Below are 16,696 nucleotides of genomic sequence, written 5' to 3'. Positions count from 1 at the left end.
GATGGCAGTACCGAAAATCCAACGGAAACAGGTGAAGATACGACCACACCAAGCGAGGATGGCAGCACAGAAAATCCAACAGATACTGGTGAGGATACAACGATCCCAAACGCTGGTGGTGACGTAAAAACGCCGACGGATACAGGCGAAGATACAACAACACCAAATGAGGATGAAAGCAGCGAAAATCCAACGGATACAGGTGAAGATACAACAACACCAAGCGAGGATGGAAGTACGGAAAATCCAACGGATACGGGCGAAGATACGATCACACCAAGCGAGAATGGAAGTACAGAAACACCAACAGATACAGGTGAAGACACGACCACACCAAGCGAGGATGGAAGTACCGAAAATTCAACGGATACGGGCGAAGATACGATCACACCAAGTGAAGATGGAAACACAGAAACGCCAGCAGACAATGGTGAAGATACGACCACACTAAGTGAGGATGGAAGCACAGAAAATCCAACGGAAACAGGTGAAGACACAACCACCCCAAGTGAGGATGGCAGCACAGAAACACCAACAGATACTCTTGACAATCCTACAGGTCGGATTGGTGACGTTACACCTAACTTAGAGGAAGATGAATCAGCAACGCCACTAACCCCAAGCGAAGAACTGATACCAAACAAAGTAGCAGATACATCTTCATCACTTGATACAAGCAGAAACGAAATAAATAGTGAAGATAACTTGAATAGTCAATCAACAGATTCTGTGGTTGAGAGAACAAAGGCAACAGAAGATACAAGCAACGTAGCGCCAACTAATCAAAATGACAATCAACAAGCAGAAACGCTGCCAAAAACTGGCGAAGAAGAGAATCGCTCTTTAGGCATCATCGGTACGATCTTAGTTGCCTTAGCTGGCTTCTTTGTAATTGGTCGAAAGAAAAAATCAAAAGACGATCAAGATGAATAGATGAAAGGGGAATAGAATGGATCTGCAAGCAGTAAAAGAAAAGATGGATCAATTGCAACAATTCGGACAAACGTTGCCCGGAGCTAAAGTCTATTATCGAGAAGACTGGGATACGATTTATTTTGATTTGCTAGGGAAACAGTTTGGTATGATGTCACCAGAGGCTGCTGAAGATTCACTGATTACACTCAAAAACTTGCCTGAAGTGAATGAGTCTTTACGAGAACAATTTCCTGGCGTCATTATTCTAGGGTACTACGCCAATAAAACCCACTGGAATTCCATACACATTGCCAATGAAGAAATGGCTGTTCAAGCAATCGAACAACTGATCCAAGTATCCTATGAATTAGTCAAAGCAAAGCTGACTAAAAAGCAACGAGCAGAGATAGATCCAAACGAGAAATAAAAAAACTGATCTGATCTTTAGACAAACATCTAATGATCAGATCAGTTTTATTTTATTTAATAATATTCACCATGACGATAATCCCAAGAATTGAATGTATCAGATAAATACATTTGAATCTTATCCACATCTAATCCTTTACGTATCAAGACAGGCGCTGGTGTGACAGAGCGCTGATCACCTTGCTCAGGAATCAAACGGCCTTCTTTATCGACAAAAGATACCATTACCCCTTGTTCATAACGTGTTTCAATTGATTTATCTGGTTGGATTGAGGCAACATATTCATTGCTTTCAATGATTAAATCAGCTTCTTCAGCGATTTGATCGCCAATGCCTTCGACCAAGCCACGATTGCCTTTGCCAGAAGGGTTGGCTGAACTAGCAAATAATAATGTATGATCTTTCTCCCATAGCGCTTTAGAAATTTGTTCGCCTGGTACCCCAAATTTGATTACAAAACAACTTGTGCCGCGCACATCTGTCATCAATTCTTCAGAACCATCAGCTGGAATATATGTTTTACCGGTTTCTTTCCAAGGTAAAATGGCACCAAAAAGAACATCATTCTGCCAACATGTTTCATACACCGCTGCCGTTTCAGCATTCAATTCTGCCAATTCATGTAATTGTTCTAAGGAACTGCAAAGAACGACGCCGGGTTTATTGCGTTTTCGGTTTTTCGCTGAAAATTTGCGTTCTAGCCCTTTTTTATCTGAAACTGTAATAATGTAGCCAACTTTTGTTGGGCAGACCACGACATTGCCTTCTTCTTGCAATAGATCAATTGCAGGTTGGGTAGGCTCCCCTGACCATTTGATTTGTTTTTCTTGATTCAAGTGATTCATCCTTTCTTGATTCATGAATATTCTTACTGAAAACAAGGTGGAATATTCTGAAAATTCTGATTAGAAGTTGTTAACATTGATGATAAGGGAATCAAATTGGATAGTCAAGAGAATTTGACATGAGAATGTCAAAAGTACGATTAATTGAAAAACCAAAGATACGTTTCTTACTTATAACTAACAGTCATAAATGTGCAAAAAAATCAGTTGAAAGTGAAAAAAATGATTGTTTTTCGTGTTATCTTTGTGGCACTATAAAATGGGAGAAGATCATTTTAAGAATGGATACTTTTTTTAATATTTTATCTACCCGTTGTTTAAAGGCAAGGTAGTATTTAGTTTTCTTCAGTCTGTAGTTCATAGGTGACTTAAAGACTGGTATTGACTCGTATACATTGTGGCTAAACATAAACTTTGTCGGAGATATCAAATGGGCGTATAGTAGTGAGTAAGAAAATAAAGATGTTGCTGTGTATAGGAACCGATAGCGAATAGAAAAGAGGAAACTATGAATCATATCAAATCTTATGGGAAAATCACGATGGCATTATTGCTTTTAGCAGCTAGTATCAATCTGTTTCTAGGACCGCATCATGTTGCGGCTGGTGGAGTCAGCGGGATTGGTATTTTATTAGAATCAGCAGTTGGTTGGGATCGTGCATTGGTTATTATGGCATTGAATATTGTCATGTTGGTTTTGGCGTACATATTCTTAGGAAAAGGGCCCTTTTTGAAGGTGCTGTTCGGCAGTTTTGCCTTTCCTCTAGCGATAGCGATTGTACCCGAAATAAAAGTGGCGGATGATCGCTTATTGTCTGTTATTTTTGGGAGTGCGATTTTTGCTGTTGGCGTAGCGATTTTGTACAAGAATCAGTCTTCTAGTGGCGGTACAACGATCCCACCGCTGATTTTCAAAAAATATTTTGGCCTTAATCCTGCGATTGGGTTGTTAGCAACGGATGCAATCGTGGTTTTGATGAACCTATTTGTTTTCGGTTTTGAGGAATTCTTGTTTGCTATTTTGTCGATTGTCATTACATCGGGTGTGATGAATTATATTGAAACTGGATTTAATCGCAAGAAATCGTTGATGATCATGAGTGATAAACATTTAGAAGAGATACGAACAGCGGTCTTCGAGAAAGTCAGTCGTGGGGCGACATTGCTAAATGCTCAGGGAGGATTTCAACAATCAGAGAAGCAAGTATTGCTGATCGTTTCCAGTGACCAGGAGTTTATGCAGATTCGCCGCATCATTGAAGACATCGATCCTAAAGCTTTTGTGATCGTGAGCAGTGTATCTGAAGTATTGGGTCAAGGGTTTAGTTATCATCCAATTGAATAGCGTGAGACAGCACAAAGAACGAAGACGATCGATGAGTCAACGCAACGATTGTCTTCGTTCTTTTAGTGAGAAAAATAATCCGGATAGGCTTGCTGTACTACATGTAGATCATTGTCGATCACATCGATATGTTTCCCCACCAACGAGGTGATTTTCTTTTTGTCTCGTGCGTTTAGTGTGCGCAAGATTTCTTGGTGATCATTCAAAATAACATCCCAAGACAATGCTTCGACTTCTAAGCGCAAGTAGCGAAAACGATTTAAAGGTAAGATGACAGCTTGCAGCCAATCCCAAACGTTCTCTTTGTCTGCTATTTGATAAATCAGGTGATGAAAATCTTCATCTAGTTGAAAAAAAGCCTGCTCATCTTTTAACTTTGCATAGGTCTGCTGCAAAACAATGAGTTTTTCTAATGCTTTGATCTGTTCAGAAGTAATGACTTTGCAGGCAATCCCAAATACTTCCTTCTCCAACGTTTCACGAACGAAACGGGCTTCTTCAATTTGCTTGGTATTCATGCGAGAAACATATGTACCGCTTTGAGGAATGACATCAATCAATGATTCTCTGCGTAATCGAATGACTGCCTCTCTAATTGGTGTCCGACCGATAGCTAACCGCTCTTCTAGGTCTTTCTCCGAGATTTTCTCCCCAGGAATCAATTGTGCCGTAAGAATCATCGATTTGATCGATTCATAGGCTTGGTGTTGAAAATTTGTTGGTTTCATCATAAAACGCTTCTTTCCATTCAATGTACTTCGATAAGGCTTATCTAAGTAGACAGCTCTTTCGACAGTCATTGAATCAGCAATCAAAATATAAACTAGTATATAAGTTGAAATACCTTTTGTAAAGGGTTGCATTTTTTAGAAAGATAAACTAGAATACTAATATATTAGTTTCGAAGGAGGCGTTTATGTGTTTGATCTAGAAGATTTACGTGGCGCAGGGGTCGATATACCACAAAAAGAAAAAGAAGAAATCATCCAGAATACTCAAGAATGTCCGCAATGGGTCCATTTTGGTGGCGGAAATCTCTGTCGTGCATTTCATGCAGAGGTTGCCCAAACGTTGATTGATCAAGGTGTTTTTGAAACCGGTATCATTGTCTGCGAAACATTTGATGAAGAAATCATTGATCTAGTCTATACACCGTATCAGCAAGAAATACTAGAAGTGATCATGCACGAAAAAGGGCATTTTGAACAAAAATTGTTACAATCAACCGCTGCTAGTTACTTTTGTCACCCTGCGCGTGACGAAAGTTATCAAGCTGTCAGAGATATTTTCAAGAATCACACGCTGCAACTGGTGACAGTCACGATCACTGAAAAAGGCTATGGTCTAACGACAAGTACAGGGGCCTATTTAAAGAGTGTAGAACAAGACATCGTTGCAGGACCTCATGCTGCTACCCATACGATGAGTATTTTGACTAGTTTGATATGGGATCGATTTCAATCGAATGCAGCGCCGCTTGCGTTGGTGTCAACAGACAATTTTTCTCAAAATGGCCAACGATTCGAAAAGGCAATCTTGACGATTGCAACAGAATGGTGCATGAAGGGGCATGTAACCCAAGCCTTTGTGGATTATTTGAATGACAAAGAAACTATTTCTTTTCCATGGTCGATGATTGATCGAATTACACCGAATCCTTCGCAAGTAGTTTTAGATCAGTTGACAGAATCGGGGATTGAAGGGTTGTCACTGATTCGTACAAAGAAAGGCACAAACATTGCCCCCTTTGCAAATACGGAATCCACGCATTATTTAGTGATCGAAGACAACTTCCCCAACGGTCGCCCTGATTTAGCCAAGGGCGGGGTGATCCTAACGAGCCGAGAGGTCGTAGATAAAGCAGATATCATGAAAGTAACGACGTGCTTAAATCCATTGCATACAGCCATGTCGATTTTTGGTTGTTTGCTGGGGTTTGAAACGATTGCCGATGAAATGGCGGATCAAGACATTCGTCGCCTTGTTGAGGGCATCGGGTATGACGAAGGATTACCCGTAGTTGAAGATCCGGGCATTATCCAACCGAAAACATTCATTGACGAAGTCGTTCGCTTGAGATTGCCTAATCCATTGATTCCAGATACACCGCAGCGAATCGCCACCGATACGTCACAAAAAATGGCTATCCGCTTTGGTGAAACAATCAAAAAAAATGTTGAAAAAGAGCAAGTAGATGCATTGCAATTTATTCCATTGGCCATTGCTGGCTGGCTGCGTTATTTATTGGCAATCGACGATGAAGGGCAATCCTTCGAACCAAGCCCAGATCCATTGTTGTCAGAATTGCAAAGTCAGTTAGCAGCGATCAAATTAGGCGAGGCGATGGATACTGCTAGCTATATTCAGCCAATCCTAAGCAATGAAACATTGTTTGGACTTGATTTATATCAAGCAGGACTTGCCTGTAAAGTGCAGACTTATTTTGAACAGATGCTTACAGGTACGGGCGCGGTCCGGCACACATTACATGAAACAGTAGGAGGTTTACAAGAATAATGGACATGACATTTAGATGGTACGGCAAAGAAAATGACAAAATCAAGTTGGCTGATATTCGGCAAATTCCTGGTATGAAAGGTATCGTGGGGACCCTATTTGATATTCCAGCAGGCGAGGTTTGGCCCAAAGAGCGAATTGGCGCTCTGGTCGAGGAAGTTGAGTCAGCTGGTTTGTCATTGAAAGTCATTGAGAGCGTCAATATCCATGATGATATCAAAATCGGCTTGCCTTCTCGAGATCAATATATCGAGAATTATAAGGAAACGATTCGTAACTTGGCTTCTTTTGGTATTGAGGTGATCTGTTATAATTTTATGCCGATATTCGATTGGATCAAAACGGATCTCAACTATCAACTGCCGGATGGATCATTCACAATGGCATTTGAAAAAGCAGGTATCGATAAAGACCCTGAAGAGATCGTGAAAGAAGTGGAAGAATCAAGTTCGGGGTATACATTACCAGGGTGGGAGCCAGAACGTTTGGCCCATGTCAAAGAATTATTTGCGGCATACAAGGATGTCGATAACGATAAGTTAAGAGAGAATTTTGCCTACTTCTTGAAAGCAATCATTCCTACATGCGAGGAAGTGGGGATCAAGATGGCTGTTCATCCGGATGATCCGCCTTATTCGATCTTTGGCTTGCCGCGGGTGGTCAAGAATCGAGACGATTTGGACTGGATCTGCAATGTTGTAGACAGCCCGTCTAATGGAATCACGTTATGTACGGGCAGTATCGCAGAAGATCCAGCCAACAATGTATATGAGATTCTGGCTGAATTTTGCCGACGTGACCGTATTCCATTTGCCCACGTGCGCAATATCAAGTATCTAGGAAATGACAAAGATTTCTACGAAGCCCCTCACTTGTCTTCAGAAGGATCATTAGATATGTACAGCATCTTAGAAGCGATGTATACGAATGGTTTTGACGGATATATACGTCCAGATCATGGACGAATGATTTGGGGAGAAACTGGGCGTCCTGGCTATGGTCTGTATGATCGAGCAATTGGTGCTTCTTATTTATTGGGACTTTGGGAAGCAATCGATAAAGCAATCGGCAGATAAGAAAAGAGGCAAGCCACATGTTTTTAGATGAAAACTTTGTATTAAAAAATAAGATAGCAAGACAGTTGTATCACGAGTATGCGAAAGCACAACCGATTATTGACTACCATTGTCACCTTGACCCAAAGGAAATTTATGAAGACAAGCCGTTTGCGAATATCACTGAAGCATGGCTAGGCGGAGACCATTACAAATGGCGCTTGATGCGTGCCAATGGTGTGCCAGAAGCATTGATCACAGGGGATGGCGCTGATTATGACAAATTCACAGCGTGGGCTGAAACAATTGAAGCGTGTATTGGCAACCCGCTCTACATTTGGACAAATCTCGAATTGAAACGAATATTTGGTATCGAAGACGTTTTGACGAAAGAGAACGCCCCGCTTATTTGGGAAAAAGCCAATCAAAAACTGGCCGAACAGAACTACACGCCTAGACAATTGATCAAACAAATGAAAGTATCTGTGATTTGTACGACTGACGATCCTACAGACGATTTACGGTACCATCAGAAGTTGGCTGGCGAATCTTTCGCTGTCTATCCGACCTTCAGACCCGATGGTGCGTTGAACATGCACTTGTCTGTATTTAAAGAATATGTGCAAAAACTATCGGAAGTGTCCGCTATGCCAATTGAAACATACCCGCAATTAGTGGCAGCGCTGAAAAAACGTATCGCCTATTTTCATCAGCACGGCTGCCGATTATCAGATCATAGTGTGGCACAATTGTCTTCAACTAGCTATGATCCAGAGCAACTTGACGCTATTTTTGCGAAAAAAATGGCCACTGACACGTTATCAAACAAAGAAATCCAGCTGTTCCAAACGGGGCTTCTTCTTGATTTGATGAAAGAATATGCAGCTTACGGCTGGACAGCACAATTGCATTTAGCCGCTACACGCAACAACAGCCATAGATTATTGGAACAGGTAGGGCCAGATAGCGGTGGCGATGCGATGGGGGATGATCGGCTAGAACGTGGATTGAGCCGTCTGTTTGACCAGCTGCAAAGTAAGTCCCAATTATCGAAAACGATTTTGTATTCTTTAAATCCAAAAGATTATGTGTCCCTGACAGCTTTGATGGGGTGCTTCCAAGAAGAGACCAAAGGGAAGTTGCAACTGGGGTCTGCATGGTGGTTTAATGACACTTATTCAGGGATGCGTCAACAACTGACAAAGTTAGCTGAAGGCGGCATTTTAGGCAACTTTGTCGGGATGCTGACCGATTCTCGCAGCTTCTTGTCTTACCCAAGGCATGAGTATTTCCGCCGGATTCTTTGTCAGGTGATCAGTGAATGGGTAGAAGACGGGCAATTACCAAAAGATGTGCCTTACTTAGGCAAAATCGTTGAAAAGATTGCTTATCACAACGCAAAGACTTATTTTGATTTTGATCAATAAGCCAAAAATCGAACTGCACAAGCCACGTGTGAAAGCAGGCAGTGCAGTTTTTTGTGCTATACTAAAGTGTACAGATCCAGTAAGCTCTGCGTAAATACGATAGAACGATCGAAGTGAAGGTGATGCGTTGAATCCATTTTATCAAGAGGTATATGAATTGGTGGCAAAGGTCCCTTATGGGAAAGTTGTGTCTTATAGTCAAATATCGTGGTATTTGGGCAAACTGAATCAGGCACGGGCAGTTGGTCGTGCGATGAAATATAGTCCAAGTCATTTGCCGGCGCATCGCGTGGTGCGAGCCGATGGTGTCCTCGTAGGTCCTTCTGCAGAGACGAGACGGGCAGCGTTGATTGCTGAAGGGGTATTTTTTAAACCCAATGGGAGTGTCGATATGAAGGCGTGTAGTTGGCAGATACCGGATGATGCGTTTAAGGAGTGTACATGAAAAAAAGAGAATTTATTGTCCAAGATTTGTTAAGTAAAATTTATCAAGAGCAATTTACTGATGGAAAATTACCGAATCAAAGGGATTTGGCAAAACACTATGGTGTATCGCGCTTCACAATTCAACAAGCGATAAAAAATCTTGAAGAGATTGGTATTGTTCGTGTGGTACAAGGATCCGGCATTTTTATCCATGAAAAATGGGTCAAAAATCCGATGATTTTCAATTCATTGACTCGTACTCCTTACGATCGCATACATTCTAAAATGATCTCACTCCAAAAAACAAAGGCCACACCTGATGAGCAAAAAATTTTTCAGTTGGCATCACAAGAAGATGTTTGGACCTTTGAGCGCGTGCGGATCGTCAATTATAAGATTGAACAGCTGGAGACATCTAAGTTGCCAGTTCGTTTATTTCCTGAGATGACAAAAGAAGTGGTGGAGCACTCGATTCAACGGTATGTTGAAAGTTGCGGCTATCGTATTTCTCACTACATTAGCAGCTATACGCCAATCACAGTGAATACAGCGCAGGCAAAGATCCTTCTGTGTAAACGAGGGACACCTGCGATGCAAATCAGCAATCGAGCGATTTTAGAAGACGGACGTGTATACGAGTTCAGCAATATCGTGGCAATTGATTATGGTGTGACCTATATTCGTCCATTTGATCGCGAGATTCATCAATCTAGAATCGAGTAAAAGTGTGAGTAAATAAAAAACAGCCTAGTGACATTCATTAAACGTAACGGTAATCGTTCGTTTTTAAAAATGTCGCTAGGCTGTTTTTTATCATTGAAATTAAGGTGTTATTAACGTGCCATCAGGCGTTCTGCTTTGTGTCCATTCATGTGGACGATACACAACTGGATATTGAGCGGCAGCATCTTCATCGAAAGTGATGCCGATACCACTTTGTTCGATTGGATAAAAGAATCCTTTATTGGGCTGTGGACTGCCGCCAAATACAGACCTTGTATTGGATGGCACGTCAATTGTTTCTTGGATGGCCGCATTATGCAAATGAATATTTAGATGTGTATTGACAGCTAAGCCCACAGGACTGATATCTGACGGCGTATGCCAAGCAATACGAACCCCCATTGCATCACAAAAATGTGCCAGTTTTAACGCAGGTGTAATTCCACCGATTTGAGACACATGGGCGCGCATAAAGTCAATTTGTTGATTTTTGACCAAAGCTTGCCATTCCATAGGGTTGTTGAATAACTCCCCCGTAGCAATTGGTACCGCTGATTGACTGCGTAATTGAGACAACCAAGTATTTTGATCTGGTGGCAAAATATCTTCTAAAAAAAAGAGATTATAGGGTTCAGCGGCTTTTGCAAATTGAATTGCTTGATTGGGATGCAGCCGCTCATGTACATCATGAAGCATTTGAAATTGATTGCCATATTTCTCTTTGATAGCAGCAAACATCGCCAATGTCGTATCCATATACTGCCCTTGATCAAAATAGGAACCATCTAAAGGTACTTCAGGTGTTTTCAGTTGGCTAGGGTTGCCGCCATAAAAGCCGAGTTGGCAACGTATATAACGATAACCATCTGCTAAAAAGCGATCAATCTCTTGGTAAAGCGTTTCTAAATCATCAGCTACAGCATGGGTATATGCTGGGATAGCCGTTCGCGCTTTTCCGCCTAAAAGTGCATACAATGGCATATCTGCCAATTTTCCCTTGATATCCCATAATGCCATATCGACGCCGGAAATAGCATTATTGGTGATCGGTCCATTCCGCCAATAAGAATTGACGTTCATGACTTGCCAGATGTCTTCAATCTGATTGGCGTCTCTACCAATCAGTAATGGGCGCAAGTACTCTTCTACAACATTTTTTACAGCTAATGGTCGAAACTGAAATGTTGCACAACCTAAGCCGTGAATCTCTTTATCTGTCTCAACTTTAACGACCACAAGGTTATGGCGATCAGGTTTGATCGCGAAAACCTTCACGTCTGTGATAATGGTTGGTGTCATTTGAATCACTCCAATTTATTCTCTACTTGCTAGACTCATTGAAACACGGTTAGCAATCGCTGTCAATTTGGTCTGATAAACACCTGATTATTCGCCATAAAAACAGTCCAATTTTATTGTTAATATATAAAAAGTGTTGATAAATAAGCTTTTTCAGATGGTTTTAAATAAAAAGGACTGGTTTTACAAGGTGAGGTTGTCATGCTACTATGTGAATGAAAACGGAAACACCTGTGGGGCCCACTTCGATGAAAACAGGTCTGTTACCGCAAGATTAGGAGGATTGTAAAAGATGACAAAAGAAGAAATTGTTGGACAGATTATTACGGCTGTTGGTGGTGCAGATAATATCAACAATGCTTGGCATTGTATGACCCGTTTGCGGTTTGATTTAAAAGATGCACAGAAAGTGGATTATAGCGCGCTGGAAAAAACACCGAAAGTTGTTGGAACAAAGTTTCAAAGCAATCAGTTGCAAGTGGTGATTGGTACGGATGTAGCCGATTACTATGGACCATTGGCAAGTAAATTAGGTCTTGATGAAAAAAGTCAGCAAACAAGTACTGAGAAAAAAGGCGCTATTTCCCTCTTTATGGATACAGTATCTGGCGTTTTTGGTCCCATCGTACCTGCGATTGCCGGTGCTGGAATGATCAAAGGGTTGATGGCGGGATTGGTTGCTTTGAACGTCATTTCAAATCAAACCGACACGTATTTAGTCATTGATATGATTGCCAGCGGTGTTTTTACATTCTTGCCATTTTTCGTTGCTGCTTCTGCTGCCCGTATTTTCAAAACCAATCAATATCTTGCGATTGCAATTGCTGCTACGCTGCAATTTCCAACCATGACAAATGCAGTAGCTGAAGGCAGCATATCTGCCTTCAGATTATTCGGTGTTTTACCAGTACCCATCTTTAATTACGCTGGAACCGTGATTCCAATCATCTTTGCCGTTTTAGCGCTTAGTTATATTTATCGTTGGGTCGACAAAATTTTACCTCAAGTATTAAGAACAGTTTTTACACCAACGATTTCCTTGTTTCTAGCAGGATTAGTCACATTGACGATCATTGGACCAATCAGTATTCACTTAGGAAATCTACTAGCTGATGGTGTGGCCGGATTGTTTACAATCTCGCCTGTGTTAGCTGGTATCGTCGTAGGTGCGATTCGACCAATTGCCATTTTTACAGGGTTGCATCATGCGATGACGCCAATTGCTTTACAAAACTTTGCAAATCAAGGATACGATATGTTGATGCCGATGATGTTTATGGCTAACATGGCTATCACTGGTGCTACGGCAGCAATATACTTCAAAGTGAAAACAAAGGAAGAAAAGTCGATTGTTTTATCTTCAGCAGTTTCAGGTATTTTAGGTATTACGGAACCGGCATTATTTGGTATCTTGTCAAAATATAAGAAAGCCTTTTTAGCTGCGACGATAGGTAGTTCGATTGCTTCAGCTTTTATCAGCTTTTTCGGTGTACGTATCTATGGCTATATTCTTTCAAGTATCTTTAGTTTGCCAGCTTATATCGGAGAATATTTTATATTTGCGATACTGGGTATTATCATTGCGATTGCTTCTTCTTTTGCTATAACGTATTTCCTTGTGCCCAAACAAGAAGATCAGGACGATTATACCAATGAAATCGATTTGCATGCCGTGACGAAAGGCACTTATATTCCTTTGGATAATGTACCTGATGAAGTATTTTCTACAAAATTGATGGGTGAAGGGTATGCGATTCAATCAGAGACAGGTACCGTATTTTCACCAGTTACTGGAGAAGTTACTTCTGTGTTTCCTTCAAAACATGCTATAGGCATCAAGACCATGAATGGTGCAGAGGTATTGGTTCATATGGGCATCGATACAGTATCACTTGATGGAAAAGGATTTGACGTCTTCGTCAAATCGGGAGACCATGTGACCGCACAAACCAAATTGGCGCAAATGGACTTGGACTATATCAAAAATCAAGGCAAAGAAACCATGGTCATCGTATTGGTTACCAATATGGAACGTGTACAACAGTTTTCTGGTGTAACCAATCTTGAAGGTGATCATCAAGCAGGGACTGTGTTGGAGAAAGTGATTTTGAATGCGTAAATAAAATGATAAAGAAAGGCGCGACTCAAAAAAGTCGCGCCTTTTATCTTTTGTTCGATCAACTCCGCAATCCCCGACCATTCTCAATCAAATACCAGCAGACGCCGTAAAGCACGGCAATGAAGAGGACCAAAATGCTGATAGATAAGAGAATCGGTACATCGATGGTTCCCAAGAATCCGTAACGAAAACCTGAGATCATATACACGATCGGATTGACTTTGGAGATGGCTTGCCAAATAGGTGGCAACATACTGATTGAGTAAAAGACACCGCCTAAGTAAGTCAGCGGCTGCAGAACAAACGTTGGTACGATCGAAACGTCATCAAAAGACTGGGCAAAGATACCGTTCAATAAACCAGCTAGTGAGAAGAGAATCGCCGTCATGAGTAGTGTCAGGACAACGATGGTCCAAGAAAATACGTGTAATGGCACAAAAAATAGTGAAATGATCGTGACCAAAATCCCTACCAACACACTACGTCCCAAACCGCCAAAAACAAAGCCCCAGATAATTACGTGGGTTGGCACAGGTGCAACGAGCAATTCTTCAATATTCTTTTGAAACTTCTGAGAAAAGAAGGAAGAAGACACGTTGGAATAAGAGCTGGTGATCGTGGACATCATAATCAGTCCGGGCACGATAAATTCCATATATGAAAAACCACCCATATCACCAATGCGGCTGCCAATCATTTTCCCGAAAATAATAAAGTAAAGGGAGGTAGTGATGACTGGGGGCACCAGGGTTTGGACCCAAATCCGTAAATAGCGATTGGTTTCTTTGACGGCTAAACTTTTTAACGCTGTAAAATAAAGACTAAACATGTTTTTCCCCCGCTTCATGTGCTTCTTCTGTAATTTTTAAAAATAGTTCTTCTAAGCGATTGGATTTATTGCGCATCGATAAAACTGTCACATCCTGTTCACTGAATTGACGAAACAAGTCATTGACGCCTTGGTCGCGGGCTACTTCCACAGATATTGTTTGCGGGTCTTCCATTTGGCTGACATAGCCTGTAATGACGGGTGCTTCAGTCACTGGCGCAATGTCGAATAAGAAGGTCTCAAATTGTAATTTTGCCAGCAATTCTTTCATGCTGGTATTTTCAATCAGTGTCCCTGATTGGATAATACCGATATTGCGGCACAGCATTTCTGCTTCTTCTAAGTAATGGGTCGTCAGAATAATCGTGGTTCCTTGCTGATTCAACTCACGCAAAAAGGTCCACATTTCACGACGCAGTTCAATATCGACACCCGCAGTCGGTTCATCCAAAATCAACAGGCGCGGTTCATGCATCAGTGCGCGGGCGATCATCAGACGTCGCTTCATGCCGCCAGACAACATGCGGGCGCGGACATGTCGTTTTTCCCATAGATTGGCTTGTTTCAAGTAGGTTTCGCTGCGTTCCATTGCTTCTTTGCGGGACACACCGTAATAGCCGGCTTGGTTGACGACGATTTGTTGAACTGTTTCGAAAGGGTTGAAGTTGAATTCTTGCGGTACTAACCCGATTTGTTGCTTGACTTGCACCAATTCTTTATCTAAGTCGTAGCCAAATACTCGAACGATACCGGAAGATTTGTTGACGAGAGAGGTAATGATCCCAATCGTGGTTGATTTCCCCGCACCGTTTGGTCCAAGTAGGGCATAGAAGTCACCTTCTTCCACTGACAGATCGATCCCCCGCAAGGCTTCGACCCCAGTGGCATAGACTTTGCGTAAATCTTTTATTTCTAAGGCATAGGTCATTTTATCAAAAGCTCCTTATGTAAATGATGCTTTATTTTAACATTACATCGGCAACATGACCGAATAGTTTGATTTTTCTTAGATTTTTTCGGCAAAATCGATTTGTATACAAAAAAAACGATCGATAAGATCGTCTGAGGTGCAAATATCAAGTCACGGGTCAAAAGTCCCGATGAGGTGTTTCGGTTTGTCCTAAGAGGTAGTCAACAGATACTTTATATAAGGCTGCGGCGTGCAAAATGGTCAACACATCTGGTAGATGTTCTCCTTCTTCATATAAGAGATAATCAGTGAATGGTACGTCCAAGTGATGGGCTGCTTCTTGTTGCGTCAACCCACTATCTTCTCGTAAATATTTGAAGCGACAGCGTAAAGTATCTAACAAAAAGGCTTCTTCTAACGTCACGTTGTGCATCCTCCTTTATCCAAACGACATGATAGGTAACTTCTCATTCTATTGTACCAACAATCATCCGATTTGCGAAATAATTCACATGAGGTATTGAACGCAAACGAAGAAAATCAAACAAAAGACTTGCTCTGGGACGCGTTTCATAACGTATGCTTAGTATACAAAAAAGGAAAGGGTTGGTAGAAATGAACACATACATGAAAAAAAACGGAGAAGAATGTTGTTATGTTTCTTTGCACTTTGACGGAACACAATTGATTTTGACGAAACCCAAAGGATTTTTTCAAGGTGAAAAAAGAGTCCTTTCTTTAGCAGATATTTCTCACCTACAATTTGATGAGCATTTCGGTGCCCAAAGAATTGGCTTTGTCCACAAAAATGACTACTATCAATTTTATACTTGTGGATTAAGTGTGATAGAATACATGAAAGAAGAATTAATGGTCTAAGGAGAAAAATTGGATGGCAAATATTCGGGATATTGCAAAAATGACTGGCTATTCGGTATCGACCGTTTCACGGGTCATTAACAACAACCCTTACGTCAGTGAAGAAAAGCGGCGTGAGATTTTAGCGGCGATGCAAGCAGTCAACTATATCCCCAACCATACGGCGCGAGTGTTGAGCGTCGGTAAAACCAAGCATATTGGTGTCATTTTGCCCTTTGTCAATCAGCATTACTTTGATACGTTGTTGAGCGGCATTACTACAGCCGCTTTTTCCCGTGGGTATAAGGTTACTTTGCTACCGACCAACTATGATCCGCACGTAGAAGAAGCGTATTTAAAAGAATTTGCAGCCAAAAGTTTTGATGCGATGATCGTCACTTCTCGCGCCAATCCAATCGAGGTGCTGTTGCCCTATCTAGCCTATGGCCGCATCATCTTTTGTGAAAAGATCGATGCAGTGCCAGATGGATGCACGTACATTGACCGGGAAGGGTCGATTCGCGAAGTATTTTCGTATTTGAAAAACCAAGGTATTGAACACATAGGGTTGACATTGGGCCGAAGCCGCACGTTGAGTAGCAACTCCAAAATCACTGTACGCTTGGCTAAGGACTATTTTCCTGCTTTTTCGGAAGACTTAATTTTTTGGGACAGCCTATCTGAAGAAGACGGCAAAGAAGCGGCTGCTTTTTTTGCAGATAAAGAGGTGGAGGCGATTTTTACCAATGGGGATTCAGTCGCTGCGGGGGTTTATTTAGCCAATCCGACTGACTGGCTAGTGATTGGTCGTGACCATTTGTTCATTAGCGATGTGCTGCAATTTTCAACGATCGATTATCATTTGCAACAATGCGGCGAAACGGCTGTGCAGCTGGCAGTCAAAGAGAAGCAGGGCAGCATTCGCATCCCGTACCAGTTTATTCAACGTACGGCGTAAAGTTCATAAAAGTCCTCATCACGAAACGTTCTGTGATGAG

Annotated in this window: 17 protein-coding genes; 11 read left to right on the top strand and 6 right to left on the bottom strand. The window is 41.6% G+C overall.

The window, feature by feature from the left end:
- Positions 1–933, top strand: a 933-nt coding sequence (locus A5886_RS12750; protein ID WP_143353793.1) for an LPXTG cell wall anchor domain-containing protein, incomplete at its 5' end; no start/stop codon positions are given.
- 16 nt (positions 934–949) lie between these two features.
- On the top strand, positions 950–1,342 hold the full coding sequence (locus A5886_RS12745) for an MmcQ/YjbR family DNA-binding protein (RefSeq protein ID WP_086275478.1): 393 nt from the start codon (positions 950–952) through the stop codon (positions 1,340–1,342).
- Between the two features lie 56 nt (positions 1,343–1,398).
- Here the strand turns inward: A5886_RS12745 and A5886_RS12740 are convergent, their stop codons facing one another.
- Positions 1,399–2,190 (bottom strand): L-threonylcarbamoyladenylate synthase, encoded by a 792-nt coding sequence (locus A5886_RS12740; protein ID WP_179190088.1) that lies wholly within the window; start codon positions 2,188–2,190, stop codon positions 1,399–1,401.
- A 508-nt stretch (positions 2,191–2,698) separates the two neighbouring features.
- Between A5886_RS12740 and A5886_RS12735 the strand changes: the two genes are divergently transcribed.
- Positions 2,699–3,535 carry a YitT family protein gene (locus A5886_RS12735; RefSeq protein WP_086275477.1) on the top strand — a complete coding sequence of 279 codons (837 nt, stop codon included), beginning with the start codon at positions 2,699–2,701 and terminating at the stop codon, positions 3,533–3,535.
- A gap of 62 nt (positions 3,536–3,597) precedes the next feature.
- On the opposite strand, the gene A5886_RS12730 is transcribed toward A5886_RS12735, so the two are convergent.
- On the bottom strand, positions 3,598–4,266 hold the full coding sequence (locus A5886_RS12730; protein ID WP_086275476.1) for a GntR family transcriptional regulator: 669 nt from the start codon (positions 4,264–4,266) through the stop codon (positions 3,598–3,600).
- Positions 4,267–4,453: 187 nt separating this feature from the next.
- Between A5886_RS12730 and A5886_RS12725 the strand changes: the two genes are divergently transcribed.
- The 5 genes from A5886_RS12725 to A5886_RS12705 all read left to right on the top strand — a co-directional run bounded on the left by A5886_RS12725 (position 4,454) and on the right by A5886_RS12705 (position 9,683).
- Entirely contained in the window at positions 4,454–6,052 is a 1,599-nt protein-coding gene (locus tag A5886_RS12725; protein WP_086275475.1) for a mannitol dehydrogenase family protein, read from the top strand.
- The gene (gene uxuA / locus A5886_RS12720; RefSeq protein WP_086275474.1) at positions 6,052–7,128 is read left to right on the top strand and encodes a mannonate dehydratase; all 1,077 of its coding nucleotides are present in this window, start codon (positions 6,052–6,054) and stop codon (positions 7,126–7,128) included. The genes A5886_RS12725 and uxuA overlap by 1 nt, the downstream gene beginning before the upstream one ends.
- A 17-nt stretch (positions 7,129–7,145) precedes the next feature.
- Complete coding sequence (gene uxaC, locus A5886_RS12715; RefSeq protein WP_086275473.1) at positions 7,146–8,534, top strand: glucuronate isomerase; 1,389 nt, start codon at positions 7,146–7,148, stop codon at positions 8,532–8,534.
- Between the two features lie 127 nt (positions 8,535–8,661).
- On the top strand, positions 8,662–8,979 hold the full coding sequence (locus A5886_RS12710) for an MGMT family protein (RefSeq protein WP_086275472.1): 318 nt from the start codon (positions 8,662–8,664) through the stop codon (positions 8,977–8,979).
- The gene (locus tag A5886_RS12705; protein WP_086275471.1) at positions 8,976–9,683 is read left to right on the top strand and encodes a GntR family transcriptional regulator; all 708 of its coding nucleotides are present in this window, start codon (positions 8,976–8,978) and stop codon (positions 9,681–9,683) included. Before A5886_RS12710 ends, A5886_RS12705 begins: the two co-directional genes overlap by 4 nt.
- Before the next feature lie 99 nt (positions 9,684–9,782).
- On the opposite strand, the gene A5886_RS12700 is transcribed toward A5886_RS12705, so the two are convergent.
- The gene (locus A5886_RS12700) at positions 9,783–10,982 is read right to left on the bottom strand and encodes an enolase C-terminal domain-like protein (RefSeq protein ID WP_086275470.1); all 1,200 of its coding nucleotides are present in this window, start codon (positions 10,980–10,982) and stop codon (positions 9,783–9,785) included.
- A 292-nt stretch (positions 10,983–11,274) separates the two neighbouring features.
- Between A5886_RS12700 and A5886_RS12695 the strand changes: the two genes are divergently transcribed.
- A complete protein-coding gene (locus A5886_RS12695; RefSeq protein WP_086275469.1) occupies positions 11,275–13,101 on the top strand; it encodes a glucose PTS transporter subunit IIA in 1,827 nt (608 codons plus the stop codon).
- A 58-nt stretch (positions 13,102–13,159) separates the two neighbouring features.
- Here A5886_RS12695 and A5886_RS12690 read toward each other — a convergent pair whose 3' ends face one another.
- The 3 genes from A5886_RS12690 to A5886_RS12680 form a co-directional block, all read right to left on the bottom strand.
- Positions 13,160–13,930, bottom strand: coding sequence for an ABC transporter permease (locus A5886_RS12690; protein ID WP_086275468.1), 771 nt, complete (start codon positions 13,928–13,930; stop codon positions 13,160–13,162).
- Entirely contained in the window at positions 13,923–14,858 is a 936-nt protein-coding gene (locus tag A5886_RS12685; RefSeq protein ID WP_086275467.1) for an ABC transporter ATP-binding protein, read from the bottom strand. The genes A5886_RS12690 and A5886_RS12685 overlap by 8 nt, the downstream gene beginning before the upstream one ends.
- 160 nt (positions 14,859–15,018) lie before the next feature.
- Complete coding sequence (locus tag A5886_RS12680) at positions 15,019–15,264, bottom strand: helix-turn-helix domain-containing protein (protein WP_086275466.1); 246 nt, start codon at positions 15,262–15,264, stop codon at positions 15,019–15,021.
- A gap of 191 nt (positions 15,265–15,455) precedes the next feature.
- Between A5886_RS12680 and A5886_RS12675 the strand changes: the two genes are divergently transcribed.
- Together A5886_RS12675 and A5886_RS12670 are read left to right on the top strand one after the other, a co-directional pair.
- Positions 15,456–15,719, top strand: a complete 264-nt coding sequence (locus A5886_RS12675) for a hypothetical protein (protein ID WP_086275465.1) — start codon at positions 15,456–15,458, stop codon at positions 15,717–15,719.
- 13 nt (positions 15,720–15,732) lie between these two features.
- Entirely contained in the window at positions 15,733–16,656 is a 924-nt protein-coding gene (locus A5886_RS12670) for a LacI family DNA-binding transcriptional regulator (protein WP_086275464.1), read from the top strand.
- Positions 16,657–16,696: the final 40 nt, after the last annotated feature.

It is taken from the genome of Candidatus Enterococcus testudinis (genome assembly GCF_002140915.1).
GTDB classification, from domain to species: Bacteria; Bacillota; Bacilli; order Lactobacillales; family Enterococcaceae; genus Enterococcus_D; species Enterococcus_D testudinis.
The sequence above is the reverse complement of the archived record's forward strand: the minus strand, read 5'-3'. Positions and strand labels throughout refer to the sequence as shown.